The sequence below is a fragment of the Lacticaseibacillus baoqingensis genome (genome assembly GCF_003946165.1).
Lineage (GTDB): Bacteria > Bacillota > Bacilli > Lactobacillales > Lactobacillaceae > Lacticaseibacillus > Lacticaseibacillus baoqingensis.
This window is the reverse complement of sequence record NZ_RHOI01000038.1, coordinates 1-26,364: the sequence shown is the minus strand read 5'-3', so window position 1 is coordinate 26,364 and position 26,364 is coordinate 1. Positions and strand designations below refer to the sequence as shown.

23 protein-coding genes and 1 riboswitch are annotated in these 26,364 nt (G+C 49.9%); of the genes, 5 read left to right on the top strand and 18 right to left on the bottom strand.

Annotation, left to right across the window (positions count from 1 at the left end):
- A partial coding sequence (locus EKM91_RS12165) for a PTS sugar transporter subunit IIA (RefSeq protein ID WP_420795949.1) occupies positions 1–134 on the bottom strand: 134 nt, incomplete at its 3' end.
- Between the two features lie 499 nt (positions 135–633).
- A riboswitch (Lysine riboswitch) is annotated at positions 634–803 on the top strand.
- A 125-nt stretch (positions 804–928) separates the two neighbouring features.
- Between EKM91_RS12165 and EKM91_RS12160 the strand changes: the two genes are divergently transcribed.
- Together EKM91_RS12160 and EKM91_RS12155 are read left to right on the top strand one after the other, a co-directional pair.
- The gene (locus tag EKM91_RS12160; RefSeq protein ID WP_225419525.1) at positions 929–2,512 is read left to right on the top strand and encodes an ABC transporter permease subunit; all 1,584 of its coding nucleotides are present in this window, start codon (positions 929–931) and stop codon (positions 2,510–2,512) included.
- Positions 2,512–3,258 carry an amino acid ABC transporter ATP-binding protein gene (locus EKM91_RS12155; RefSeq protein ID WP_125754189.1) on the top strand — a complete coding sequence of 249 codons (747 nt, stop codon included), beginning with the start codon at positions 2,512–2,514 and terminating at the stop codon, positions 3,256–3,258. Before EKM91_RS12160 ends, EKM91_RS12155 begins: the two co-directional genes overlap by 1 nt.
- A gap of 74 nt (positions 3,259–3,332) precedes the next feature.
- Here the strand turns inward: EKM91_RS12155 and EKM91_RS12150 are convergent, their stop codons facing one another.
- The 8 genes from EKM91_RS12150 to EKM91_RS12115 all read right to left on the bottom strand — a co-directional run bounded on the left by EKM91_RS12150 (position 3,333) and on the right by EKM91_RS12115 (position 11,698).
- Complete coding sequence (locus EKM91_RS12150; RefSeq protein ID WP_225419523.1) at positions 3,333–4,118, bottom strand: ElyC/SanA/YdcF family protein; 786 nt, start codon at positions 4,116–4,118, stop codon at positions 3,333–3,335.
- Positions 4,118–4,375, bottom strand: a complete 258-nt coding sequence (locus tag EKM91_RS12145) for a hypothetical protein (RefSeq protein WP_125754187.1) — start codon at positions 4,373–4,375, stop codon at positions 4,118–4,120. Before EKM91_RS12145 ends, EKM91_RS12150 begins: the two co-directional genes overlap by 1 nt.
- 196 nt (positions 4,376–4,571) lie before the next feature.
- A complete protein-coding gene (locus EKM91_RS12140; RefSeq protein WP_125754186.1) occupies positions 4,572–5,414 on the bottom strand; it encodes a Cof-type HAD-IIB family hydrolase in 843 nt (280 codons plus the stop codon).
- 85 nt (positions 5,415–5,499) lie between these two features.
- On the bottom strand, positions 5,500–5,760 hold the full coding sequence (locus tag EKM91_RS12135) for a hypothetical protein (RefSeq protein WP_125754185.1): 261 nt from the start codon (positions 5,758–5,760) through the stop codon (positions 5,500–5,502).
- Positions 5,761–5,930: 170 nt separating this feature from the next.
- Complete coding sequence (locus EKM91_RS12130; RefSeq protein ID WP_125754184.1) at positions 5,931–6,902, bottom strand: DUF1002 domain-containing protein; 972 nt, start codon at positions 6,900–6,902, stop codon at positions 5,931–5,933.
- An 85-nt stretch (positions 6,903–6,987) separates the two neighbouring features.
- Positions 6,988–7,920, bottom strand: coding sequence for a Ppx/GppA phosphatase family protein (locus EKM91_RS12125; protein ID WP_379896326.1), 933 nt, complete (start codon positions 7,918–7,920; stop codon positions 6,988–6,990).
- A 116-nt stretch (positions 7,921–8,036) separates the two neighbouring features.
- The gene (locus EKM91_RS12120; RefSeq protein ID WP_125754182.1) at positions 8,037–10,175 is read right to left on the bottom strand and encodes an RNA degradosome polyphosphate kinase; all 2,139 of its coding nucleotides are present in this window, start codon (positions 10,173–10,175) and stop codon (positions 8,037–8,039) included.
- Positions 10,172–11,698 (bottom strand): Ppx/GppA phosphatase family protein, encoded by a 1,527-nt coding sequence (locus EKM91_RS12115; RefSeq protein ID WP_125754181.1) that lies wholly within the window; start codon positions 11,696–11,698, stop codon positions 10,172–10,174. Before EKM91_RS12115 ends, EKM91_RS12120 begins: the two co-directional genes overlap by 4 nt.
- 173 nt (positions 11,699–11,871) lie before the next feature.
- On the opposite strand from EKM91_RS12115, the gene EKM91_RS12110 reads away from it, so the two are divergent.
- Together EKM91_RS12110 and EKM91_RS12105 are read left to right on the top strand one after the other, a co-directional pair.
- Positions 11,872–12,792 carry an aldo/keto reductase gene (locus tag EKM91_RS12110; protein ID WP_125754180.1) on the top strand — a complete coding sequence of 307 codons (921 nt, stop codon included), beginning with the start codon at positions 11,872–11,874 and terminating at the stop codon, positions 12,790–12,792.
- A 342-nt stretch (positions 12,793–13,134) separates the two neighbouring features.
- Complete coding sequence (locus tag EKM91_RS12105) at positions 13,135–13,911, top strand: acetoin reductase (RefSeq protein WP_125754179.1); 777 nt, start codon at positions 13,135–13,137, stop codon at positions 13,909–13,911.
- An 86-nt stretch (positions 13,912–13,997) separates the two neighbouring features.
- On the opposite strand, the gene EKM91_RS12100 is transcribed toward EKM91_RS12105, so the two are convergent.
- From EKM91_RS12100 to EKM91_RS12060, 9 genes are all read right to left on the bottom strand, one after another.
- Complete coding sequence (locus EKM91_RS12100) at positions 13,998–14,570, bottom strand: uracil-DNA glycosylase family protein (protein WP_125754178.1); 573 nt, start codon at positions 14,568–14,570, stop codon at positions 13,998–14,000.
- A 105-nt stretch (positions 14,571–14,675) separates the two neighbouring features.
- Positions 14,676–16,055: an MATE family efflux transporter gene (locus EKM91_RS12095; protein WP_125754177.1), complete on the bottom strand. Its 1,380-nt coding sequence runs from the start codon at positions 16,053–16,055 to the stop codon at positions 14,676–14,678.
- Positions 16,056–16,500: 445 nt separating this feature from the next.
- The gene (locus tag EKM91_RS12090) at positions 16,501–17,364 is read right to left on the bottom strand and encodes a TPM domain-containing protein (protein ID WP_125754176.1); all 864 of its coding nucleotides are present in this window, start codon (positions 17,362–17,364) and stop codon (positions 16,501–16,503) included.
- A gap of 13 nt (positions 17,365–17,377) precedes the next feature.
- Entirely contained in the window at positions 17,378–17,965 is a 588-nt protein-coding gene (locus EKM91_RS12085; RefSeq protein ID WP_125754175.1) for a LemA family protein, read from the bottom strand.
- A gap of 239 nt (positions 17,966–18,204) precedes the next feature.
- Positions 18,205–18,552, bottom strand: coding sequence for a ribonuclease G (locus EKM91_RS12080; RefSeq protein ID WP_125754174.1), 348 nt, complete (start codon positions 18,550–18,552; stop codon positions 18,205–18,207).
- A gap of 109 nt (positions 18,553–18,661) precedes the next feature.
- The gene (trpS, locus tag EKM91_RS12075) at positions 18,662–19,678 is read right to left on the bottom strand and encodes a tryptophan--tRNA ligase (RefSeq protein WP_125754173.1); all 1,017 of its coding nucleotides are present in this window, start codon (positions 19,676–19,678) and stop codon (positions 18,662–18,664) included.
- 271 nt (positions 19,679–19,949) lie between these two features.
- Positions 19,950–21,272: a dihydrolipoyl dehydrogenase family protein gene (locus tag EKM91_RS12070; RefSeq protein WP_125754172.1), complete on the bottom strand. Its 1,323-nt coding sequence runs from the start codon at positions 21,270–21,272 to the stop codon at positions 19,950–19,952.
- Between the two features lie 19 nt (positions 21,273–21,291).
- Positions 21,292–22,221, bottom strand: a complete 930-nt coding sequence (locus EKM91_RS12065; protein ID WP_125754171.1) for an ABC transporter ATP-binding protein — start codon at positions 22,219–22,221, stop codon at positions 21,292–21,294.
- Positions 22,221–23,747 carry an ABC transporter permease/substrate-binding protein gene (locus EKM91_RS12060; protein ID WP_125754170.1) on the bottom strand — a complete coding sequence of 509 codons (1,527 nt, stop codon included), beginning with the start codon at positions 23,745–23,747 and terminating at the stop codon, positions 22,221–22,223. The genes EKM91_RS12065 and EKM91_RS12060 overlap by 1 nt, the downstream gene beginning before the upstream one ends.
- A 164-nt stretch (positions 23,748–23,911) precedes the next feature.
- Here EKM91_RS12060 and helD point away from each other — a divergent pair, with 164 nt between their 5' ends.
- Positions 23,912–26,200 carry an RNA polymerase recycling motor HelD gene (helD, locus tag EKM91_RS12055; protein ID WP_125754169.1) on the top strand — a complete coding sequence of 763 codons (2,289 nt, stop codon included), beginning with the start codon at positions 23,912–23,914 and terminating at the stop codon, positions 26,198–26,200.
- Positions 26,201–26,364 lie beyond the last annotated feature (164 nt).

The following is a 26,364-nucleotide window of genomic DNA, read 5'->3' as shown; positions in this document are numbered from 1 at the left end:
TTCAAGTCATCTGGGCCTTCGTTGGGCATGAAAGTAACGGCTTCGACTTTCTCTTGCTCACCGAAGATCATCTGACCAGATTGCTTAATGCCAGCGGCGAATTGCCCGTGACTGGCAAGAATGATTCCGACCATTGTTTGTCGCCTCCTAAATAATATTTGGGTACGGACATATCTGTACGGAATAATAAAAAAAGGTGCACAGACTAAGCCCGAAAATGACTTCCCAAAGGTTAGTATGCGGGTATCCCACGGCTTTTGCAATCCCTTTCTTGAAACAAAATCATGCGTTTTCATGAAAGGCCTATACCATTGGGAGCTAGGGAAGTTTTTTTTCGCAAACTTTATCGACCGACAACTTCAAGTGGTACCTACAAAATGATTCAGGGTGTATTCTAACAACGATTTCGCCGATATGGATTGTGCAATACTAATATCTTAGTAGTCAAAATATCTGCTTTTTATTTCATTTTAAGCGTTTTACAGTCAAATTAAGGCGTTTACTTTTTTTGCTTAAAACCGGTTTGTGTTTGCAGATGCTTGTGTACAATCACGCATGCCGATCGCTAATCACCGAACGATTTGACAAACTTGCTTGCTTCCGCTAAACTCGCACCAGACATGTGAATATCCACCAAGAAATAGAGGTCGCGGGTGATGACGAAAGCAACAGAGGGCTGAATCCCTAAGAAGTTGTCGTAAGCATCCCCGCCGAAACTCTGATCGTGATTCAGCGTGATCAAAGTTGGGCCAAGCGACAACATCGCTTGGACTGTCGCAGTGATGCGGAGCGCTATGATTCTGGTTTAACTACTGAAATCTGGGGGTCGGCCTTTATTAGCTAAGGGCCGATCCCCTTTAATGTTCTCTCTATTCCTTCGGTGCATACCATAAGCAGCGCAAATGCGGTGCTTCAACAACGAAGGAGGATATGTCTAATGAAGAAAGTGTGGCTTCACTTGATCGGGGCAATGGCGCTGATCGTCGCGGTATTAGCCTTCACCAACCGTCCGACCCCTGTCGCTGCTAGCGGCACCTTTAAAGTCGGGATGGAATGCGGGTATGCGCCGTTTAACTGGACGCAATCGACCAGTGCTAATGGTGCCGTCAAGATTCAAGGTTCCAGCGATTATGCCAACGGCTATGACGTCCAAATGGCTAAGAAAGTCGCTAAGGCCCTAGGTAAAACGCCTGTCATCGTCAAGACGTCGTGGGACGGTTTGCCACCAGCCCTCACTTCTGGGAAAATCGACGCCATCATTGCTGGGATGTCGCCTACCCCAGACCGGCGCAAAACGATCGATTTTACCAATACTTATTATGCGTCCAAGCTAACAGTCGTTGTCCGCCGCGACAGCAAGTACGCTAAGGCCAAGAGCATCAAAGATTTCAAAGGGGCCAAAATCACCGCGCAGCTTTCGACCTTCCATTATCAAGCAATCAAACAAATGAAAGGCGTCATCAAAGAAGAAGCGATGAATAACTTCCCAGCAATGCGGGTCGCATTGGAATCGGGTACCATTGATGGGTACGTCTCGGAAGTACCTGAAGGCATCACCGCACAAGATGCTAATCCCAACTTGACTTACCTCAAGTTCTCCAAGGCCAACGGGTTCAAAACCAGTCCTGAAGACGTTGATCTGGCGATTGGCTTGCGCAAAAATGATGCCGATAAGGCGACGATCAATGCCACTTTGGCGAAGATCTCCACTAAAGAGCGCAACAAGATGATGAACACGGCGGTTGCTGTACAACCAGATACCTCCAGCCAAGGCAATTGGTTCTTAAACATCTTAAAGCAATACGGGCCCATGTTATTACGCGGCACTGGGATGACCTTGTTGATCTCGTTAGTCGGGACCATCGTCGGCTTCGTTATTGGGCTATTAGTCGGGATCGTGCGGACGATCCCGAAGCCAAAAACCAAAGGCAAGCGGGGCCTGCAATGGCTGGTCAACTGGCTGTTGAGTATCTATATCGAAGTCTTCCGCGGTACCCCAATGATCGTGCAAGCCGCAGTCTTATATTACGGGGCTGCCCAAGCCTTCGGGATCAATATGAACAAAACGATGGCCGCATTGGTCATCGTCTCGATCAACACTGGGGCGTATATTTCAGAGATCATCCGTGGTGGGATCATCTCTGTGGATGAAGGCCAATTCGAAGCAGCTCACGCCTTAGGCTTCACCCACTTACAAACAATGATGAAAGTCGTCTTACCGCAAGCGGTTCGCAACTCTTTGCCGGCGGTGACAAACGAATTCATCGTGAATATCAAGGACACATCTGTCTTGTCTGTCATCTCGGTTTCTGAATTATTCTTCTCTGCTGAAACTGTCGCCGGACAAAACTTCCAGTTCTTCCACACCTACTTGATCGTTTCTGGGATCTACTTGATCTTGACCTTCACGATCAGCCGTCTATTCCGCTTGATCGAAAAGCATATCGACGGGCCGAAGAACTACAACGTCATGAACAACCAAATGCAAGTTGAAACTCCGGAGGTGAAGTAATCATGGCAGAACCGATCATTCAAGTGCAAAAGCTCAAAAAAGCCTTCGGGTCCCACGAGGTGTTGACGGATATCAATTTCGACGTCAATCCCGGCGAAGTGGTTTCCATTATCGGCCGCTCAGGTTCTGGGAAGTCCACCTTGTTGCGTAATATCAACTTACTCGAAGAGCCAACCGGCGGCGACATCCTTTTCCATGGCAAAAGTATCTTAGCGCAAAACTTTGACTTGCCACATTATCGCGCGGCAGTTGGGATGGTCTTTCAGCAATTCAACCTTTTTTCAAACCTGACTGTCTTAGACAACGTTGTGACCCCGCAAACGACCGTCTTGAAACGCGATGCAGCGCAGGCGAAAACCCATGCCTTAGAACTCCTGAATCAAGTCGGTATGGATCCTTTCGTCAATGCAAAACCCGACCAACTTTCTGGTGGGCAAAAACAGCGCGTTGCGATCGCCCGTGCTGTGGCGATGGATCCAGAAGTCTTATTGTTCGATGAACCAACATCAGCCCTTGATCCAGAAATGGTAGATGATGTGTTGAACGCCATGAAGAATCTCGCCACTACCGGGTTAACCATGATCGTGGTGACCCATGAAATGGCCTTTGCGCGCGATGTTTCTGATCGCGTCGTGTTCATGAACGAAGGCGTGATCGCTGAAATCGGCACACCAGAACAGATCTTTGACCATCCGCAACAAACTGCCACCCAAGAATTTTTGAAGCGGTATTTAAACCGCGCATAACGCTAAACTGGCAAAAAGCGCCGCTGCTGCTCCTTGAAAGGGAACTGCAACGGCGCTTTTGCATGCCTAACTCATCAACGATGGCGGCTGGCATATGCTGAGTTGGCTTGGCGAATGGCCGCTGGAAAAGCCGCTATCACCGTTTCAAAAGCACTTTCAACCGTTGCTGGCAGCGTCACATGGGCCAGGTAATCTCGCCCCTTAGGCCCATAACCTTGCGCATCATCACGGAGGCGGACAATTTCACCACACAACAAGCGAATGTAGTGATCCATCGGCCACATCCCCAGCGGCGGCGCCACAAACTGTAGTTGTTCATGGACCTGAACGACACGGACTTGATAGGTCGCATAATCACACACTGCCGCTTGCGGCGCATATTTGGCCAGCGTTGCACTCATCCGGCGCTGCATCGTCGCGTCTTGCATCAAGATCAAGGACTTGGGGACGATCGCATGCGCTTGCAATAGCGCCAATAAATTGGTGATATTATTGCCGCAATTCGTCGATTCCTGCTCCAGCCAATCCACGTTTAAGCCGTGCTGGTCTTTGAGCCAATTGGCAAACAGCGCCGCTTCGCTTGTGGCTGGCGGAACTTGGGGATAAAAGTGCTGCATTTGTGCAAATAACTGAGCGGTCGTATGCCCATAGCCGCCAACGATCACATAATGCTGAGCCACTTTTTGCCGGATGGCTTGGGCCAATACCTCCCCACCAGCAATGATCGTCCCGCCAAACAAGACACACACATCCGCTTGCGGCCGCCCAAAAAGGCGTTGCATATTTGGCTGAGTCAACTGCGGCACCTGCCGCGGGCCGCAAAAGGCCGCTAATTGGTTAATGCTGTCTGCTAGTGCCATCAATATCCTCCCTTGAGTCGATCATGTTGATGCTGAGCCAACGCCGTCAAAAAAGCGACCCCTGGTGGCGATAATAATTGTTGCACCGCCATGACGCTGAGCTGCCGTCCCAACAATGCCAAGACGGCATCAGTGGCGATCCCTTGTGCCAGTTGTTGCTGAGCTTGCTGGAAACACTGCCGCTCTTGCTTGGTCAACGTTGAGGCCTGTAAAAGCGACTTTAACCGAGCAATCAATGTCTTGCGATCAAATCCCATCCTGGCCTCCGCTTAATGCGACACGAGTTGAGTGACAAATACCGGTAAGTCTTCATCCGCACGTCACGAATTCATCACAATTGCTGGGTAGTATAAACAACATAGAAATGAGTTACCCCTTATTTCTACCCCACTTTTTCATTTCACTCCTCCAAAGTGAAACCCTACCCCTAGAATGCCGCCAAGCCCATGGCGGCTATTTTTTTGCGTGCTCAAAAGGCGCAAATACCGCTGCAGATAAGGCAGTGATGGGATCATGGTCATTGTCGACAGCTAAAACCAGATCAGCGGCTTGTTGGATCGCCGGTATCCCATTGGCAACGCTGACCCCTAAGCCCACTTTTTGCAGCATCTTTAAATCATTCAAATTATCTCCCAAGCCAATGATCTCTGCTGGCTTGATGCCTAAGTGCGCCCCTAAAGCGATCGCCGCGTCACCTTTATCGATCCCAGCTGGGTTAAATTCGACATACCGCCCTGATGAATAACTGACGGTGCACGGATAAGCGACTTTTGCCGCGACTTCACGGGCAAATGCTTGCCGGATGGCCAAATCAGGATGGTCAAAAATCACCTTAACGATCGCATGTGCTGCTAATGCTGACAGATCATGTGCCTGCCAATCACGGTAAGCGACCCCGCGACTATGCAAATAGGCTAACTCGTCTGCTGTCGGCCGGAAAACATAAACTGTGTGCAGCGTATAGATATGGCACCCCAGCTCTGGGTGGGCAACGCCTAAGCGAAAAATGGCCTCTGCCACGGCAAACGGCAACGGATGCGCGGCGATGATGCGATCATGGGCGTTTTCCACGATTGCCCCGCCGTTGTACGAAATCACATATTGATCTGCTGTTTGATAGGTCCCGATGCTTTGTAACAAACCTTGTACTGATGCAAACCCCCGGCCGGTATTCGGGACGAACTTCACCCCTTGAGCTTGTAATTGCTTGATCGTCTTGATGTCTGCCGGTGAAATAGATCCATCGGTGCGCAATAAGCTTTCATCTAGGTCTGAAACAATCATTTTATACGTCATTGCCTGCTCCCTTTGCCAGTAATACATTTATCATACCGCAAAACAAAGACGACTTGGCAAGCCAAGTCGTCTTTGTGCCCAATTGCTAATTTTGTCTGCGCATTCCCCAAACGAATGCGGCGTAATAAAGTACTGCGACTAATAATGCGCCGGTAGCACTGGACAAGACGCTGCCATTTTCACCATGAGCCATGATGGTCATCGCAACGCGGATGATGAAATATGCAATGGGAATGATCACGCCCGTTTGACGCGAGCGTCCATGTTTTCCTAACTGGTAATTAACGACTCCTAACGCGATCGTGATCACCACGATCAATAAAATCAAGATCAAGGCTAAAGTCATCGCCGCTCCTCCTCATATGGTTGCCTGAGTTAATTATACCTGTATCACCACACCAATTGCGACAGGCAACTGATCCTAACTTCTTAGCCAAGATCCGCATTTGACCCTGCGGTTTACAAATAAAAACCGCAGCGGCTCAGGCGCCGCTGCGGCATGATTGCCGATCTCGATTAGATCAAGCTGCTGACCCAGTCAACGATAGCCTTGAAAAAGTTGGCGATCGCATCCAAGATGCGCTGCAAGAAATTCCGGTTTTCTTGGGTGTTTAACCCTTTGAGCTTGGTAAAGAGATTCTTAGCACTGGCTTGAATAGAGCTGGCCAGCTTTGAAGCTTGGGCTTTGAACTCGCTAGACTTCAAGGCCCCAGAATTTTGGATCTTGACCATTAAGTTGATGATCTGGGTCCGCTGATTATTGTTGATGATCGTGGCTAAGTTATTTTGCTTCAATTGCGAATCAACGATATTGCCGATTTGATTCTGCGACAAGGACTGTTGCCCGTCATTGGATTGGCTGGCCATGTCCTTTTTCATGCCGGCAACCGCATTGTTCAATTGCTTATCAGAATAGCCGGCATCATCTTTATTCGCCGCAGTGATCCCTGATAGCGTATTGACTTCTGTTTGCGCCGCATCGATCTGCGCACTGTTAAGGGTCTGGCCATTTTGAGCGAATGCGACGTAGACCCCAGCTAATGCTCCAGACCCGTCGATTTTAACGGCGGAAGTAATATAGAGATTGGCATTGGTCACCCCCGCTGTCAAAGCGGCGTTGCGGTATTGGTCACTAGTGATCGTCGTGATGTTGTTGGTGCCTTGATAAGGAACGATGGTGACATTGATGCCGCCACTAGCGGTTTTTTGGACTAACGCCGATGACCAAACCCCAGAAGCCGCCGTAAAGTTTGAGCCGCTAGGATTCAGGTACTTCACCAGCGTATCGCCGTTCACAGTCAATTCGGACACGTTGCTGACATTGGCCGCTGATTCTAAGGTTGAACGGGTACCGTTTTTTTGAGCTTCAGTCAACGAACTTCCTAAAGTTGCCACCGGCTGCCACGTTTCATCAGCATGCACCGAGTAGCTTCCCCAGCTGATACCGGCTATCAATAACAAACCTAATGCGATGAACAGTCTTTTCATAACGATTGCTCCAATCAATTTGATACGTTATTTATACCGCAAAAAAGCACCCCATAGTGCGGGTGCCGGTATTCTTAACGGCTTCTTAGTGGTCTTCATCCTTGTTATTAAGGTATTCATACAAGGCGCCTTCACGCAACCCATATTGGGAAAATGTAAGCCGATCGCTATCCAGATACCGGATCATCATCACCACTGGCACGAGCCCACCGACAATAATATCTGCCCGGTACTTGGCTAATCCTGGCACTGCTTTGCGCGCTTCTAAGTCCTTAGTCAAGATATCGCTAAAGATCACATTCACTTGACTGGTCAACATGCGATAGCCGTGAATATCTTCAAAATTAGGCACTTCATCCCGTCGCCGCTGGATCTTAGCCAGAGTCCGATTAGACCCGCCCAACGCGATGATCGGCAGGTTTTGGGCTTTGCGCAGCCACCACAAGGAATTGTAGGTATGCTCAACGGCCGTCATCAAATTAAAGACCTCTGCGGCAGATACCATATCTTTGGACAAAAAGCGTTCGCTGAGGTTGACCGACCCAAAGGGAATCGAAACCAGATGCTGAAGCTTGCGATTTTGCACCAAGATCAGCTCAGTCGACGCGCCGCCGGTATCCATGATCAAGGCATTTTGGATCGGTAAGGTATTGATCACCCCCAGATAATCCAACTGGGCTTCTTTGCTGCCTTCGATCACTTGAATATCGAGATCGACCGCCTTTTTGACACGCTTCAAGAACTCTTTTTGATTCGCCGCTTGGCGCGTCGCTGCAGTGGCATATGCCCGCAACGTCAAGTGCTCAAGCTGATCGTATTGCGTCTTAAATCCTGCCAGCGCCGCTAGCGTACGCGCCATTGCTGGCTCTTGTAGGATTTTGGCAGTGCCCATGCCTTCAGACAGCCGTACCATTTCCTTGAGCTTCAGCACTTGCTTCACGCTGCCATCAGCATCGATTTCCCACACGCTCAAGCGTGCAGAATTCGAGCCTAAGTCGATCACACCAAAATGTTCCATCACGTATCTCCTATAGTATGTATGTGTCCGGATGTTACCGGATTCATTATACCGTTAATCCAGGCACTTGTCCCCCATGAGGCGCCGCCATCGCAGACAGCCGAAATCCTTTGTGATCAGTCCGGGTCAGGCGCTTTCATCGGCGTGAAGCGATGCGCTTCTTCCGGATGCGCTTGAGTGTTGGCCGCAGCCGCCGCTTGTGTTTGTGCGATCGCTGCTTGCATGAAGGTGGCTTGCGCATTCAGTTTGGCAACTCCGCGCAAATCAACGCGCTCCCAAGTATCATCTGGTTGCAAGACGCGGGTTTTGATCGTATCTGCCCACATCGTATCAAAAATCTTCAAGACTTTGGTATGCACGTCTTCGGCTAAGATCGGAAAAAGCAGCTCAACGCGCCGCGATAAGTTGCGCTTCATCAGATCTGCGCTTGACAAGAAGAGCCGCTCGTCGCCGTCTGCATAGAAGTAATAGATACGACTGTGCTCGAGAAAACGGCCGACGATCGAATGTACCGTAATATTATCCGACACACCAGGGATCCCCACTTTCAGGTTGCAGATTCCGCGGACGAGCAGTTCGATCTTGACGCCAGCCGCACTTGCCGCATACAGTTCTTGGATCATCTGGGTGTCAGATAACGAGTTCATCTTCATCCGGATGAAGGCTTTACGTCCAGCTTGTGCATGGGCGATTTCAGCATGGATCTGGTCGGTCAAGAAGTCGCGGATCCCCATTGGTGCGATCACGAGCTTATGGAAATAGGCCGGTTCTGAAAACCCAGACAGCATATTAAAAATATTGCTGGCATCGGCACCCATTTCAGCATTGGCCGTGAACAAGCCCATATCCGTGTAAAAATTAGCGGTCACGTCATTATAGTTGCCGGTGGCCATATGCATATACCGCCGGATCCCTGATTCTTCACGCCGGACCACTAACGCCAGTTTACAGTGGGTTTTTAACCCTACTAAACCGTAGATCACATGACACCCGGCACGTTCCAGCTCTTGGGCCCAATGGACATTATTTTCTTCGTCGAAGCGGGCTTTCAATTCAACTAAAACGGTGACTTGTTTACCGTTTTGGGCAGCTTGTTTGAGGTGAGAAATGATCGGTGATTTACTGGAAACACGATATAAGGTCATCTTCACGGCTAACACTTGGGGATCAATGGCAGCTTGATGGATGAATTCAACGACAGTTTGAAAAGAGTCATACGGGTGTTGCAAGAAAATATCATGCTTGGCGATCTGGGTAAAAAGATCCCCAGTCAAGGCAGGATCGCGATACGCTTTGAAAGGCGGGTAAGATAATTCTGGCAGGCCTTGGGTCAACTTGGCCAATTTTGACATCACGTTGAGGTCGATCGGTCCTTTGATCGCATAAACATTGGCGTCATCTGCCACATCTAGCCCCTTGACCAAGCGCTTCTTAAGGTATTTGCCCATATCCGCATCGATTTCCAAACGCATCACTTTCCCACGCTGGCGCTTTTTCAGCTGTGATTGGATCTCTTTCATCAAATCAGAGGCATCTTCTTCAGCTACATCCAGATCCATGTCGCGCGTGACGCGAAATAACGCAGTTTCTTTGATTTGCGCCCCAACAAATAACTCGGCAACATAGTGTTTGATCACCGTTTCCAGCAAGACAAAATCATTTGCGGCATTTGGCAAACGAACCACGCGCGGGAAAACATCTGGGATCTGCACCATTGCAAAGGCTTTATCTTCATCGTCTTCTGGCCGCTGCAAGCGAATCGCCAGGTTTAAGCTGTTATTGGCTAAAAATGGAAATGGGCGCGTTGGATCGACTCCCATTGGCGTCAACACTGGATATAGTTCTTGGTGAAAATAATCATCAACATAATCATGCTGGTGATCACTTAACTGATCAAAGTCCAATAATCGCACCCCGACTGCTTCTAAGGCTGGTCGCAGTGAACGAGTCCAAGTCGTATACTGCTTGTCCACCATCGCATACGCGACTTTGGCGATCGCCTTCAGTTGGGCACTCGGCGTCAGGCCAGCCGCATCTGGTTCGTGGTAATCAACTGCGACCATTTTGCGCAAGCTTGCCACCCGGACATTGAAAAATTCATCTAAATTGCTTTGGGTGATCCCTAAAAATCGCACCCGCTCCAATAAAGGGTTATCGCGATCGCGCGCTTCTTCCAACACCCGGTCGTTAAAGGCGAGCCAACTTAACTCCCGGTTCGTAAAGTACTGTGGATGATCATATGATTTCTTGCTCATACTGACAGCCTGCCTTTCAATTCGATCGCCACACCAAAGACCGCGGTAAAGAAGCGGCCTTTCCGGGCTAAGGTCCATCGCTCCAACTCAACATCATCATTCGCCGTTGCGTGCAAGACGATCCGATCATCTTTTTGGGATACGCGGATCTTTTGAATCTTTTGTTGGCGCGACGCATCAAGACTATCCGCGACACGCAGCAACGCACTTAACTTGGCGATCACCAACCGCCGCTGCGTCGACATTAACGGCAGATCGCCTAAGTCGATTTGAGGACTATCACTGGAATGAAACCGTGCGATCGTGGCGACCATCTGTTGTTCAATGGTATCCAACCCCATCAACTCAGACGCCTGAATAATATATTCGGAGTGTTCATAGTGCTTATGCGTATCTACAAAGCTCCCAATATCCGTCACTAATGCCGCCACTTGCAATAACAGCCGCTCGCGTTTGCCCAAACCATGTAAGTTCCGCAACCGATCAAATAATTGCAGTGCAAAAGTAACGGTCGTATCGCGATGCTTAGGATCGACTTGATACCGATCGGAAAGATTCGTTGCCGACATGATAATTTCTTTAGTGGGATCTAGAGCAACGGGCTTATACCCAGATTCTAGTGCTTGATTGACCGCTAAGCCATCGATCATTTTGAGATTTGAGATCCAGATTTTCTCTGCCGTTAATGTCTTGATCAAGCGATACACCATTAACACCGTCGGTAATACCTGGCTCACCTGGGTCAGCGGCAATTCATAAGTGTCTGCTAGATATTGATCAGAAGCGTGGATCACCTCATGGTACAACAGATCAAACCCGTCACGATCAGTTTCGACAGCGGTTTGACCTACCGGGATCAATGTTTCGAGCAATGACAGCGCACTGCCCATCAAAATCATGTGCGGATAGTGGCTGCCCCGCGGCAACAAGCGTCGAAAATCAACCAGCCGGCTGTCAATGAAATCGCGCATTACCTCAACATAATTCGGCACACTGGCTTGCACATCGCTCATGACCTCAAATACGCGCAACGGGCCTAAGCTAAGGTTGCGCGAAAAACCGAATTCGCCATTGGTAAACGCCGTCAGCTCAACACTGCCACTGGAAATATCGATCAAAACCGTGCCTGCTTTGGTGACTTTGGCAAAGTCGGGAAACCGCGCAAACACGGCTTGCGTCCGATAAAAGGCTTCTTGCGATAACGTCGCCCGTTGGATCTGCCAGCCGGTGCGGCTCACCACTTGATCCCAAACAAACTGCGCGTTATCTGCTTCAAAAAAACTGTGGCTGCCTACGACAGTTTGCCTATCGATGCCATAGTCTTGAAAAACTTGGGCCACATTTTGTAATGCTTGCACCACATTGTCCACCGTTTCGGGTGAGATCTGATGAGTCGCAAAGATATCTTCGCCAATCGCCACTGGGAATTGGCCGCGTTCTAGATCCGCTAGTGTCTTAAGCTCTGTGATGCTGAAAAAGACCGATTGCGCGCCGATCACAACAAATCCTTGATTGATCGCCATATGCCTCACTCCTCATGGATTTGAGCCGGTTTGGGCTCTGAATTACTTGCTTACATCATACCACCCGAATGTTATTTTAGTCGCGGTTAGGATTCGCTTTCATTGCACGATTCGTTGTGCTAGGCTCATTATGAATGCTTTTACAACACCTTTTATCAACTAGGAGGATATTTATGCGAAAAATCAACCTCGGCCAATCTGGTTTGCTGGCGTCAACGATCGCCCTTGGGGTCATGCGTATCACCAAACTCGATTTAGCTGGTGCTACGGCGCTGCTGGACCGCGCTTATGCTGCAGGAATCAACTTTTTTGACAATGCGGACATCTACGCAGACGGAAAGGCAGAAACGTTATTTGGCCAAGCGTTGAAGCAGGCTAGCTTCAAACGCGATGACGTTTTGATCCAAACCAAATGCGGCATCATCCCAGGAAAAGCTTATAACTTTTCCAAGCAGCACATTCTCGATTCTGTCGATGCCAGCTTACAGCGGCTTGGCGTCGATTATGTTGACAGTCTCCTATTGCATCGCCCAGATACCTTAATGGAGCCTGAAGAAATCGCCGAAGCGTTCAATGAACTTCAAAATAGCGGCAAGGTGCGCCAATTTGGGGTCTCAAATTTTAACCCCGGCCAAGTCGCCTTACTGCAACAAGCTGTCGGTCAACATCTGTTTGCCAACCAGCTCCAATTATCCCTCAAGCATACCGGCATGATCGATTTTGGGATTCATACTAACATGACCGACGCGCGCGCTACCAGCCATGATGACGGGATCTTAGAATATAGCCGCTTGCATCATATGACGATCCAAGCTTGGAGTCCGTATCAGTATGGCTTCTTTGAAGGGGTATTCATCGATAATCCGAAGTTTCCTAAGCTTAATCAGGCCTTAAAGACCGTCGCAGACAAATACCACACGAATGTCAACGCGATCGCTTCAGCATGGATCTTGCGGATCCCCGGCGATTTTCAGGTGATCGCTGGGACCACCAATGCCGAGCGGATCGCGCAAATCGCCGAAGCAGGCGATATTTCGTTGACTCATCAGGAATGGTACGATCTATATCTGGCTGCCGGCAACGATTTGCCTTGATCCGCATCGTTTTCCTCACAAAATAACCTTGTGCCCACCATGCTAAACCGGGGTCACAAGGCTATTTTTATGGGCCTGAAAGGGACGCCGCAAAGTTTGATTGTGCCCATCTGCCTAATTTTTGGCAATTTCTATCTCAGAGAAAAACGAACCACCCCATACCACTTATACATCTTTGCGACTAAACCGCGTACGACGCCACTTGCAAGACAAAATTTGGTCCGTACCAATGATCCTAGGACCGTGATTTTTGGCTTGCGCACAATTCAACCGCGCTCTTGTAAAACGATTACACCACTCCTATACTGAAAATATTCACAAAGTAAATGGAGGTTTTCGTCTATGTCAAAAGTTGCAATGATCACTGGTGCCGCACAAGGGATTGGGGCTGAAATCAGCCGTCATCTCGCCAAAGACGGGTTTGATATCGCTGTGGCTGATCTGCCGAACCAAGCTGAAAAAGCTCAAAGCGTGATCAAGGATGTTGAAGCACTAGGCCAAAAAGCTGTTTTTGTCACCGTTGATGTCACGGATCAAGCGGCTGTGGCTAAAGCCGTAGATGAAGCCGCTGCAAAGCTGGGTGGCTTTGATGTCATGGTGAACAACGCTGGGGTCGCAAAGGTGGATAAGATTGAAGACATCAAGCCTGCCGATCTTGAATTCAGCTATAAGATCAACGTCTTCGGGGTCGTTTATGGGATCCAAGCGGCAGCCAAGAAGTTCAAAGCACTCAACGTGCCTGGACGCATCATCAGCGCCAGCTCAATTGCAGGCTTACACGCCTTTCCAGTATGGGCCACATACTCTTCCACTAAAGCAGCGGTTGTCAGCCTCACGCAAGCGGCAGCCAACGAACTGGCCCCTGCTCACATCACAGTTAACGCCTATGCACCTGGTGTCGTTGGCACCACTGGCATGTGGGACGAAATCGATCGTAAGATGTCTGAGATCAATGGCAAACCGCTAGGCCAAAACAAGGCCGATTACGTTGGCACGATTCCATTAGGCCGGACCGTTGAACCTAATGACATCGCCAATATGGTGTCGTTTTTAGCCGGCCCTCAGGCTGACTTTATCACCGGCCAAACCTATGCGGTTGACGGCGGCGGCTTACTATAAACTGCAGACTGCTTAACTAACGGCAAAGCCTCACCTGCGACGATCACTAATCGCGGCGGTGAGGCTTTTTGACTGGGCAAAATGCGTTACAGTAATTGACGGACTTGCCGCTGTAGTTGCGGTAAGACCACTTGGGTGAACCAAGGATTTTTCTTCATCCAACCATAGTTTAAAGGCGACGGGTGCACCAGCGGAAAATACGGCGCATAGTCTGCAAAATGACGGACCGTTGCCGTTAACGTTTTTTGCCGATCGGGCAAATAGTATTTTTGGGCGTACATCCCGATCAACAAAATCAATTGCACCTTAGGCATCAGCTGCAGCAATGGGGCGTGCCACTTTTCGGCAAACCCTTTGCGCGGCGGCAGATCACCGCTTTTGCCTTTGCCAGGATAATAAAAATCCAACGGGATCACCGCAATTTTACCGGCATGATAAAATTCTTGCTCACTGACGCCCATCCACGCGCGCAAGCGATCGCCAGAGGCATCTTGCCAGTAGGTCTTCGCGGCTTGAGCCGAACGACTTGGGGCTTGGCTGACGATCAAGATCGTCGCGTTTGGTTCCAAATGATACAGCGGATCGATCCCGGCGGCAGTAAAAGCCGCATTTTCAGGATCTTCCCGGATCGCTGTAAAGATCTCGGCTGCCGTTGCCATATGCTCATCTCCCGTCCTTAATAGGCGCAGTGTAGCATCTTTGGGACCGATAAAAAAGGCCAAGCCAGTCAAGTGCCTAACTTAGCCAATAAATGAGATGCCTAGTTACAAACGCTGCTCAGCCGCTTCTTTGCCGGCTTTGGCCAATGCCGCATCTTCGCGCTGACGGATCCGTTTCATGGTCCGCAGATAAACGTTGACTAAAACGAACACCGAGCCGATCCAAGCCAAGGGATTAGCCATCGATGCGCCGGCAAACCCTAAGTGCGCGACCAATACGATCCCGGCAAACGCCCGCATCACCAGCTCAAACAGTCCGGCGACTGTTGGCACCATCGTTTTGCCTAACCCTTGCAGCAGATTGCGCATGGTGAATAAGATCGCCAATAACCAGTACATGCTGGCATTATAGTGAAAATAAGTCTGCGCCAATGCCGTGACCGCTGGTTGATCAGGCCCAAGGAACAAGTTTACTAACGGTTTACCAAACGTAATGATCAACGCGCCTAATAGCGCCGAAACCACGACATTCAACGCCAGCGTCTGATGAACGCCGCGCCGGATCCGGCCAAATTCACGCGCGCCTAGATTTTGGGCGGCAAATGTGGCCATCGCCAGGCCAAAAGAGCTTGCTGGCAACGTGGCCAATTGATCGATCCGCCCCGCAGCCGTATATGCGGCGACAGCATCGGTGCCTAATGTATTCAACATGACTTGTAAGATCACCGCACCGATGGCAATGATAGACATCGAAAAACCCATTGGCAAGCCTACTTTAATATGCCGGCGAATATCTGCCCAATCGATCACCAAGTCTTTTTTCCGGATCACTAACAAAGGGATCCGCTTTTTGATGAACCACCAGCACAATAATGCGGAAAATAATTGTGCGATCACCGTCGCCCAGCCGGCACCAGCGACGCCCCAATGAAATACCAGGATGAATAAGAGCTCTAGGGCAATATTCACCACTGTGGCGATGATCAAAAAAATCAATGGTGTGCGTGAATCCCCTAAGGCACGCATCATATTACTCAATAAGTTGAACGCCATCGATGCGCCGACCCCAATAAAGATCACCCGCACAAATGCCACCGATTGATCGATGATCTCTGGCGGCGTCTGCATCAATGTCAACAGCGGCCGCGTCATCGACACCGAGATCGCCGTTAAAATCATGGTCAGCCCCAGACTGATCCAGATACTTGTCCCGAAGCTCTTGCGCACGCCTCGCTCATCGCGGGCACCGAAGGCTTGGGCGGTCAATACCGATAAGCCTGCAGTCGTCCCTTGGGCAAAACCGATAATCAAAAAATTGATACTACCAGTCGCCCCAACCGCTGCCAACGCATCTTTGCCGATCGTCCGACCAACGATCAATGCGTCCATAAAACTATATAATTGTTGGAAGACATTCCCGATCAGCAATGGGATGGTGAATAGAACTACCAGCTTCAATGGATTGCCCTTCGTGAGCGTGCGCAAATTATCCCTCCATTCTTAAACGACAAAAGCTTTAACTTTGAGCATCTTACCGCAAGCACTCCCGACTGTCACCATCAATTTGCCTGAATCCGTCAAATAAAACAAATTGTTTCTCAAAAGCCGTTTCACGGTGTCAAGCCCGCATCGATCCTGATAGCACGCGGATCGTGGCTGATCGATCGCGCTGCCGCGATGCTTTATCGTCAAGCATTTTCATCCTTACCAGTGTTATTTTTCATTGTTGATTTCACCACCTGTTTTCGATCTGCCAATTGCTTACATTTGATGTGTTATCCGTGTATAGCCACTCAGCCATGCGCTTAAAAAGATTTCGCACACCAGTTGATGACCTGCTTGCGCCAAACAAAAAACTGGCGCGACCGCACCCTTTTTCAGGATCGCGTTGTCGTACCAGTTATGCTTCAAATATTTAAAACCTCATCACTTAAACATCAGCACCGCCGCCACCTGACGACCCGCCGCCCCAGCTGGAACCACCGCCGAAACCGCCGCCTCCGAAGCCGCCGCCTCCGCCGCCCCATGGGCCGCGCGGACCACGCCCAGAACTGAGCAGGCTGCCTAACAAATACCACAACCACCAGCTGCCCCCGTTGCGGCGACGGCGGCCGCCGCCACCTGAGCCGCCGCCACCGATTGAAGCCAGCACAATGATCACGATCACCACGATAAAGATGATCTTGATCACGCCACTAAAAACGCCGCTGCCGCGTTGCGTCTGTTGTTGCTGTTGCTGATATTGCGACATTGAAACCGTGTTGTCATCTTTGGGATAGGCATATTTTTTGTCGATCACGGTTGCGACTGCATTAAACACCGCGACGACTGCCTTATTCACCTTAGCCGGGTCACTAGACTTGATGTTACTCAAATTTTTGTTTAAGATCCGCCCTGCCAAGGCATCAGTCAAATCACCTTCCAGCCCATAACCAACTTCGATGCGCATATTGTTTTTGCCGGAATTTTCCGCAAAAACGATCAACACCCCGTTGTCACGGCTTTGATCACCGATCCCCCATTTTTTGAACAGGTCTGGCGCATATTCACCTAACGCTTCACCACCAGAAGATTTGACGATCGCCACGCCGATTTGCGGTTTTTGTTTCTGAGTTTGGTAAAACTGATTTTTCTGATCGATCAGCTGTTGGCTATTTTGATCGAGCACGCCGATTTCATCATCGTAATAGTGCTCAGCCGGTTTTGCTGGTAAGGTCGCAGCGCGCACAGGTTGGGCCGCGACCAATATCAGCCACAATGGCAACAGTAATACCCACCACGCCTTTTTATGCATAACCTGCCTACTTTCAGTTATTCAAATCGACCTTTGGCACTTTTGCGGCCGCTGGATCAGCTTTAAATGTCGCTTTTTGGCCTAGCCCCATCATGTTGGCAAAAATATTTTTCGGGAAGGTCACGACATCTTGGTTATACGCCTTCACGTCTTCGATATACCGGCGGCGTTCGGTCGAGATCCGGTTTTCGCTGCCTTCAAGTTGAGTCATCAACGTCTGCACATTTTCTTGCGAGCTGAGTTTTGGATAACTTTCTTTGATCACGTTCAATAACGTGCCGACGCTTTGATTCAATTGGCTGTCTGCTTGGGCCTTTTCTTTGGTAGTTGACGCAGCAGAATAATTACTGCGGGCCTTGGCGATGTCATCAAAAACCTCGGTTTCATGATTCATTGAGCCTTTGACGGCGCTGACTAAGTTCGGGATCAGATCCGCCCGCCGCTGCATCACATTTTCCACTTGACTCCATTGGGCCGTGACGGCTTGATTCTCCTTAGCCAAGTTGTTGTATGTGCTGACGCCATAGATCCCGATGATCACGGCGATGACTGCAATCACGATACCGGTGATCGCAACTGGACTTAAGCGTTTGTTCTGCATGTTTGGTAACCCCTTCATTGTGTCATTTAGACAGCTTTTTCAATCATGTGATAACTTTAGTGTACCATGCCGGCAGGTCCTCACCTCAGTCTTAAGCAGTATTTCCGCTGCTAACCGTGCAAAGATATTACGTGACGGATCACACCCCGCTGTTGCGGCTAACGGCCCAAACGCCCATGAACCGCGATTTGCTATACAAATCGCAGCCATGGGCGTTTGGACTATCGGCTATTTTAATTTTAATAACCGCCATATGAGTGCGAATTCATGCTCAAGAACATGGCAATGATCGCGCCATAAAAGATCACCACGAAGACGAAGCCAACGGCTGTGATCAAAAAGCGCACCAAACCGGCGCGACTCCAGGTCGCCTGCACCGCATTAAACGTCGCCACATCCGTGTAGTCTCCATTTTGCCACGCCCATTCGTTGCCTTTGGCGCCACAAACAAAGACCCATACTAAATTGAAAACTGGGATCAACATCAACAAAGGCAAGTAACATTTATTCCCAATGCCCCAAAAAATGTTGTAGCTAAATGCGCCCCAGTTCCAATGCTTGATTTCCTCAGGTACTGCTTTCATCATTTTCCCCTTCCTCCATGAAGTAGGTTGATTGTACCTATTTTCAACAGAGAAAGACAGTCAATAATCATAAAAAGCTTTAGCCGCATTTAGCTTCTCGTACCGGGTAGGACTATTTGAAATAGTTGAACCCAATGGCATCACGGACTTCTTGCAGAGTTTGGTTTGCCACTTCATTGGCGTGGGCCGTCCCATCGATCAAGATCTGTTGGACACTGGCCATATCCTTCGCGTATTGCTCGCGCCGCTGCCGAATTGGGCTTAAGAACCCGTCCATCACATCATTGAGATACCGCTTGATCTTAACATCGCCTAGCCCACCATGTTGGTATTGTGCCTTTAACTCTGCGACCTTGGCTTTATCAGGGTCAAAGATATCTAAGTAAGTGAAGACAACATTACCTGCAACTTGGCCGGGATCTTCCACATGAATATGATTGGGGTCGGTATACATCGACATGATCTTCTTTTGGACCGTATCGGCATCATCGGCTAAATAGATGCCGTTGTTCAATGATTTAGACATTTTGGCGTTGCCATCGATCCCTGGCAAGCGGCCAGAACCCTTCGGCGGGAAGTAGCCTTCAGGTTCGACTAACACCTCGCGATGATAAGTGCGATTGAAACTGCGCACGATTTCACGCGCTTGTTCCAACATCGGTTCTTGGTCGTCTCCGACAGGCACGGTGTCGGCTTTAAAGGCCGTGATATCGGCAGCTTGGCTAACTGGATAGATAAAGAAACCCGCCGGCACAGATTCCCCAAAGGCCTTTTGTTGGATCTCTGCTTTGACTGTAGGGTTGCGATTCAGCCGGTTGACAGTGACCAGATCCAAATAGTACATCGTCAATTCTGATAACGCTGGGATCGCACTTTGCACCAAGATCGTCGTTTTTTGCGGATCGATGCCCACAGCAAGATAATCCAACGCGACTTCCATCAGTGAATTGCGGATCTTCTCAGGGTTATTGGCGTTATCTGTCAACGCCTGCGTGTCTGCGATCATGACAAAATTATCGTAATCGCCTGAATTTTGCATTGCCACGCGATTTTTTAAGCTCCCAATATAATGTCCGATATGCAAGCGCCCAGTTGGCCGGTCACCCGTTAAAAATGTATGTCTTGCCATGTGTTTTTCCTCCTTGTTCAACAAAAAAAGCCGTCCTATGTTATTCACATAGGACGGCTGTGCGCGGTACCACCTAATTTGCCACAAATATCTTGTGACCTCTCATTTGGCTTACGGCGCACCCACCGGAATGTCCCATACGAGCCAATTCATCGTTCCTGGCGGTTGCTTTTTCAGTCACAGCAACTCTCTGTACACCGATCGGAACGACAACCATCGTATGCATTGACGTTAATACTGATAATAGTGAAATCCCGGCCAACTGTCAAATCTAGAGGAAATACGGCAGATCACTGGCCATTGTCGGATACCCGTAGATCAACTCATTGACAGTGGCCAACGGGCGATCGATCAACAAGGTGAATTGATTGATCAATTCTTCGGCATGGCTGCTGACGACGACCGCCCCGGCCAAGTGCTGCGTCGTTTTATCCGTGATCGTGACCACCCGCGCGGCATTTTCCTTGATCCGATTGTACGTATACCAGTGGGTCACATCTTGATCACGGATCATATAGCGATTAGGTTCTTGTTCAGCAGTCATCAGATCAACGCCGACTTTAGCCAGTTCAGTGGCGCCAAACACGATCTCCGGCTGTGCCGGATAAACGATCGGATCTGTCGCTCCAAGCAAATGCTGGCCGACATATCGCCCTTCAAAACTTGCGACCGGAGTCAGTTTAGGCTGATCTTTAGCCACCACATCCCCGACGGCGTAAATGTGCGGGATACTCGTTTGCATATGTCCATCGACTTTGATCCCTGCAGCACTCGCAGCGATCCCCAATTGACGCAATGGCAAGCCAGCCACCGGCACGCGTCCAGTGGCATTGATCACTAACGGCGCTTCCAAGTTAAACCCGTTGCGCCCAAGCAGCCGAATGTTCTTGCCGCAAGCCGGTTCGATGGCTTCTAACGTCACATCTTCGTGAAAATGGATGTGCTTGGTCACCATGGCTGCTTTCAATATCGCCACCGACGTTTCATCCCAAGCCCGCAAGGCCCGCTGGCTGCGATTGATCACATGCACCGTTGCCCCGGCTGTCGCGGCAATGTTGGCCAGTTCCATGCTGACATACCCAGCCCCGATAAAAATGATCGTTTGCGGCAATTGATCGAGGTCGAGAAAATCCGCACTGGTTTTGAGTAATTCACTGCCAGGCAAGCGCAATTCCGCTGGCTTGCGGCCAGTCGCGATGATAATGTCGGCCGCCTTATAAGTCGCGCCTTCAAACCGGACCGTATGATTATCCACCAGCTCTGGTTGACCATGCCGAGTGGTGATCCCAGCGGCCCGCAAGCCGGTTTCTGTGCCGCCAGGAACGTTTTGGGTGTAATGGCGCTTGAACGCCATTAACTTTGGCCAATTGATATCCGGTGCGCCGACCAAGCCTGAACTGCCCATACGAATTGCGGCGTCACGCACCTCTGCAGCATGATACAACATCTTTTTGGGATCACAGCCGCGGTTGGGACAAGTTCCGCCCCATAAGTCGTTTTCAAACATTAAGACCCGCTTGGCCGCTGCCAGCGTATTCGCTGCTGCTAATCCTGCCGGCCCCCCGCCGATCACGATCACATCATAATCTTCCATTCGCGCACCTCCATCACCGTTATGCCTTATCCGCCAAAAACTGCAATACTGCTTGCGCATCTAACTTAAAGGTACCTTGTTTCGCGGCCACTGTCACGTATTGTGTCTGGGTGATTTGCGTCAAAACGTTGCGCAGCGGTAGTTGGGCGCTGACGCCTGAGCCTTGAACCGGTGTGCCATAAGCCGCCAGCTCTGCTAAGGGGGTATCTAACAACACCCGTTTGGCCCCGGAAAAGAAGTCTGCGACCCAACCTGTTGCCGGCGCTTCGGCGATTTGCGTCGGCGTCGCGACCTGCAGCAGTCGGCCTTCGCGCATGATCCCGATACGCTGGCCTAACCTTAAGGCTTCATTCATATCATGGGTGACAAAAATGATGGTCAATCCTAGTTCTTGATGCAAGCGCAACACTAACTCTTGCAACTGGTTGCGCGACAAAGGATCCAGCGCTGAAAAAGGTTCATCCATCAAAACTACCGGCGGCTTGCCTGCAAATGCCCGCAAGATTCCAACGCGCTGTTGTTCCCCGCCAGATAAAGCTTTAGGCATCCGCTCTCGATAGTCTGCAGCAGGCAGGCCGACAGCATCCAACAACTCATTGACCCGCTTTTGCACTTGGCTTTTGGGCCAGTGGCGCATTTCTGGGATCAAGGCCACATTTTGGCCCACGGTCATGGTTGGAAATAAAGCGATCTGCTGCAGGACATAACCGATATGCCAGCGCAGTTTCCGAATTGGATAATCAGTCACTGGCTGCCCGTTAAAAAAGATCTGCCCGGCACTCGGTTCGATCAACCGATTGATCATTTTCAAGGTGGTCGTTTTGCCGCTGCCTGACTCTCCCACTAATACGAATAACTCACCGGCATGCACGGTCAAGTTGAGATCTGCCACCACCGCGTCACCATGATAAGTTTTCGTCACGTGGGCAAATTCGATCAAGTCTGTCATCATTGTGCCTCCTTCAATAACCCATGCTTTTGCAAGTACTGTTTAGCGACCTTGGCAGCACTTTGCTTTTGGACATTGACGGCATAATTCATCTGTTGCATATCAGTTTCGGTGATCTTATTAGCCAAGCGGTTCAAGCGCTTCACCATCGCCGGATGTTGTTGGGCCCACCGGGAGCGCATCAAAGGCGCCCCGCGGTAGGTGGCAAACACATGCTTGGGATCTTGCAACGCTAATAGATGATATTGGGCGATTTGAGAATCAGTCGAATACCCATCAGTAACTTGTACTTGGCCTTTCACCAAGGCTTGATAGCGCAGCGATGCATCCAAAGAATGGAGCTTAAGGTCCAAGCCATACGCTTGCTTGACGCCTTGATAGCCATCTGCGCGATTGGCAAATTCAAGATCAAACCCCGCCTGTGCTTGCGGGATGCGATCGAGATCGGCGATCGTCTTTAACCCATAACGCTGAGCATCCGCTTGCCGCACCACCAGCGCATAGGTGTTGTTGTACCGCATCGGCTTTTGCAAGATCATGCCTTGTTTGGCCAATAGGCGATTGGCGATGGGATAACTATTGGCGCCATTGGCCAACGCTTGTTTGTCTTTGGCAGACGGCTTCACCAAACTCGTGACCACCGTGCCGGTAAACTCAGGGTATAAATCGATTTTGTCACTTTTTAATGCGGCATACAAAAAACTGGTTTGGCCAAAATTCGGCTTTAACACGACGCGGACATTTTCATGACCCGCTTCGATCAAGTCTTTGTACATGTTGATCAAGACTTCAGGTTCACTGCCAAGCTTACCAGCGATCGTGATTGTCTCTGGCTTGGGGCGCAGAGCTTGGTACCCAACGACGCCGCCACCGATCACTAATAAAGCCCCCAGCGCATACGCGACATAGCGAAAGCGGAGCTTTTGGATTAAGGCCAACCCTGCTGAAAATACTAACGCTAACGCCGCCGACGCCAAAGCACCGATCAATGTCAATGCAGCGTCATTGCGATTGATCCCTAACAAAATAAAGTTTCCTAAGCCGCCGCCGCCGATCAAAGCCGCTAAGGTTGCAGTACCAATGATCAACACTGTCGCGGTGCGGATCCCGCCCATGATCACCGGCAGCGCCAAAGGCAATTCGACGCGCCGCAGCTTCTGCCAGCGCGACATGCCAAAGGCCGCCGCCGCTTCTTGATACGCCGGATCGATTTCAGTTAAGCCCACATAGGTGTTTTGAAAAATAGGCAACAACGCATACACGACTAAGGCGATGATTGCCGGGGTCGTACCAATGCCCACAAACGGGATCAATAAGCCTAATAATGCCAGTGAAGGGATCGTTTGTAAGATCCCGGTAAGTTGCAAAAGCGTCTGGGCAAATCGGCGATGACCTTGGGCCCATATACCTAAAGGAACGGCAATGGCCACGGCGATCACCAAAGCGATCAAAGAGATTTGAATATGTTGTCCCAAGGCGAGCAAAAGATCTCCTCGCTTATCCAGGAATGTCTGCCATAAGTTCATGCTTTACCTCCGAATGCTTTGAGCTTACCACAATTTCCCCGCTGGCTCTGACGATTTTTTGATCTGTTCATTGCTTTTAGCTGCGGACCACTTTACAAGCCGCTGGGATTGCTCTACACTAGATTGACAATTTTATCACTGACTAAGAATAAGGAGGCTGGGGCATGGAAAATGCAACGCAGGCGGCTGAACAAGTCCGCGTCGATGCGGTGATCGCCAAGATGAACGCCCGCCTAGCAGCGGTTGCGCACCAACTTACCGAAGCACATCAAGATACGCGCCAGATCGAACAAAGTTATGGCGATGCCACCCGGGTCAACATCACTGAAATCGATGACCGCATGGAAACAAATGCGGCGGTGCAACAGCAAAAGATGATGGTGGCGCGGGCAGTCGAAAACGAAACCATTCTCGAACATGAACAAGACCGCCTCGCACGCCTGGTCAAAGATCCTTATTTTGGGCGGATCGACATTCGTGACCGCGATGGTCAAGACACCTTATATATCGGCACCGGAACGTTTATGGATCGCGACGATCAGTTTTTAGTCTACGATTGGCGCGCGCCGATCGCCTCTATTTATTATAACGGGACGCTGGGTCCGGTGTCTTACCAGACCCCCTTTGGCCCGGAAAAAACCGAGCTGTTGAACAAACGTCAGTTCATGATCCAAAACGGCCAAATCACCAATATGTTCGACACCAATGAAACCGTGGGTGACGAGATCCTCCAAGCGGTGTTAGGCGAACAAACGGATGATTATATGCAAAACATCGTGGCCACGATCCAAAAAGAGCAAAACGACATCATTCGCGACACCGCCGCTGATGTCTTAGTGGTCCAAGGCGTCGCTGGCTCTGGCAAGACCAGTGCGGTTTTACAGCGTGTCGCCTACTTGCTTTACCACGCCCGTGCAACGCTTGACGCGGATCAAATGGTGCTGTTTTCTCCCAATCAACTCTTTGCCAACTATATTTCGGCAGTCTTACCCAGCTTGGGTGAAAAGAACATGCGCCAAGCGACCATGTACGAGTTTTTCGCCAAACGCTTTGCCGGATTGCATGTGCAGACGTTGTTTGAACGATTTGAACAAGATCTTGCCGGCCTGCCAGAAACCACCAAAAAGATCCGCCGGTTCAAAGAATCCGCTGATTACCTGGATGCCTTGCGTGATTACGCCAATACACCTGGGCGGGTCCCTTATTTTATCGACATCATGCTTAACGGCGAGATCTTCTTTTCCGCTAAGACCATCACCAAGATCTATGCCAGCCAACCGGCCGCGGCGACTGCGGCCAACAAGTTCTTGGACACTAAAAACACGCTGATCCGCCGTCTCAAACAACGAATCAAAATGGCGACCTTCGAAGACTGGGTACAAGCGCGCATCGAGCTTTTGTCCGATGATCAAGCGCGGGCGATCATCGGCGATCAACAATTTGCCACTGGCGATGAAGAAGCCCGCTATATCGCCGAAAGTGTGGTTGCAGATGCGTTCACGCCGGTTTATGACGCGATTTACAATGATTATTTTCTCGACGAATACCAAGAATATCAACGTTTCTTACAAACCGTTTGTGCGCCTGATGTGGACCGTTCGGTGTGGGCAGCGATGGCCCAAGCGGCAGCGGCAGATCTGGAAGCACACCACTTGCGCCTGGAAGACGCAGCCCCGATCTTGTACTTGCGCGACACGATTACCGGCAGCGGCCAAAACCATCAGATCCAATATGTCTTCATTGACGAAATGCAAGACTACAGCATGTGCCAGCTGCGCTATTTGCACCATGCGTTTCCTAAAGCCAAGCTGACACTGCTAGGCGACGCCAAGCAAGATGTGTTCACCAGCAATTACCAACCGAGCGATTTTATTCATGAGATCGAAGCGGTGTTCACCGGCATGCGCGTCGAGCTGATCAACTTGAATAAGTCGTATCGCTCCACCGCGCCGATCACTAACTTTGGCAAAGCCCTTTTACCTAATAATACGCATATCTTAGCTTTCAACCGCGATGGTGAAAAGCCGCGTTTGCTGACTTTAACGCGCGCCCAAGCGATCACTGGCTTGACTCAGCTGGTCAACACTCTATTGCGTGAAAACCATACCGTCGCGATTTTGACGAAAAACCGCGCCGCGGCTGAACAGCTTTATACCACGCTAAAGATCGATACAAAAACGACCCTTTTGACTCCTAAAGACCACACGATGCACACTGGATGTTTGATCTTACCCGTGTACCTGGCCAAAGGATTGGAGTTTGACGCCGTGATTGGCTGGGATGTGTCGGCTTCAACTTATCACGATGAAGCGGACCGCGATATTTTGTACACCTTATCCAGTCGGGCCTTGCACCAATTGATCTTGATCAGCATCGATGCGCCTAGTCCCTTGTTGACCGCCTTGCCTACTGATTTATATAACAGCGATCCGTTACCGTTAATGGCACCGTGATCCGTACCAAGCAAAAAACGACTTGCCGGCATGAAGTGCCCTACAATTGTTAGACAAGAAGTCTAATGATTGTGGGGCTTTTCTTATGACCAAATATAGTAGCGAACTTAAAGTTAAATTTGTTTCTCGGTATCTCAAAGGCGGTATTAGCTATAAAGATCTTT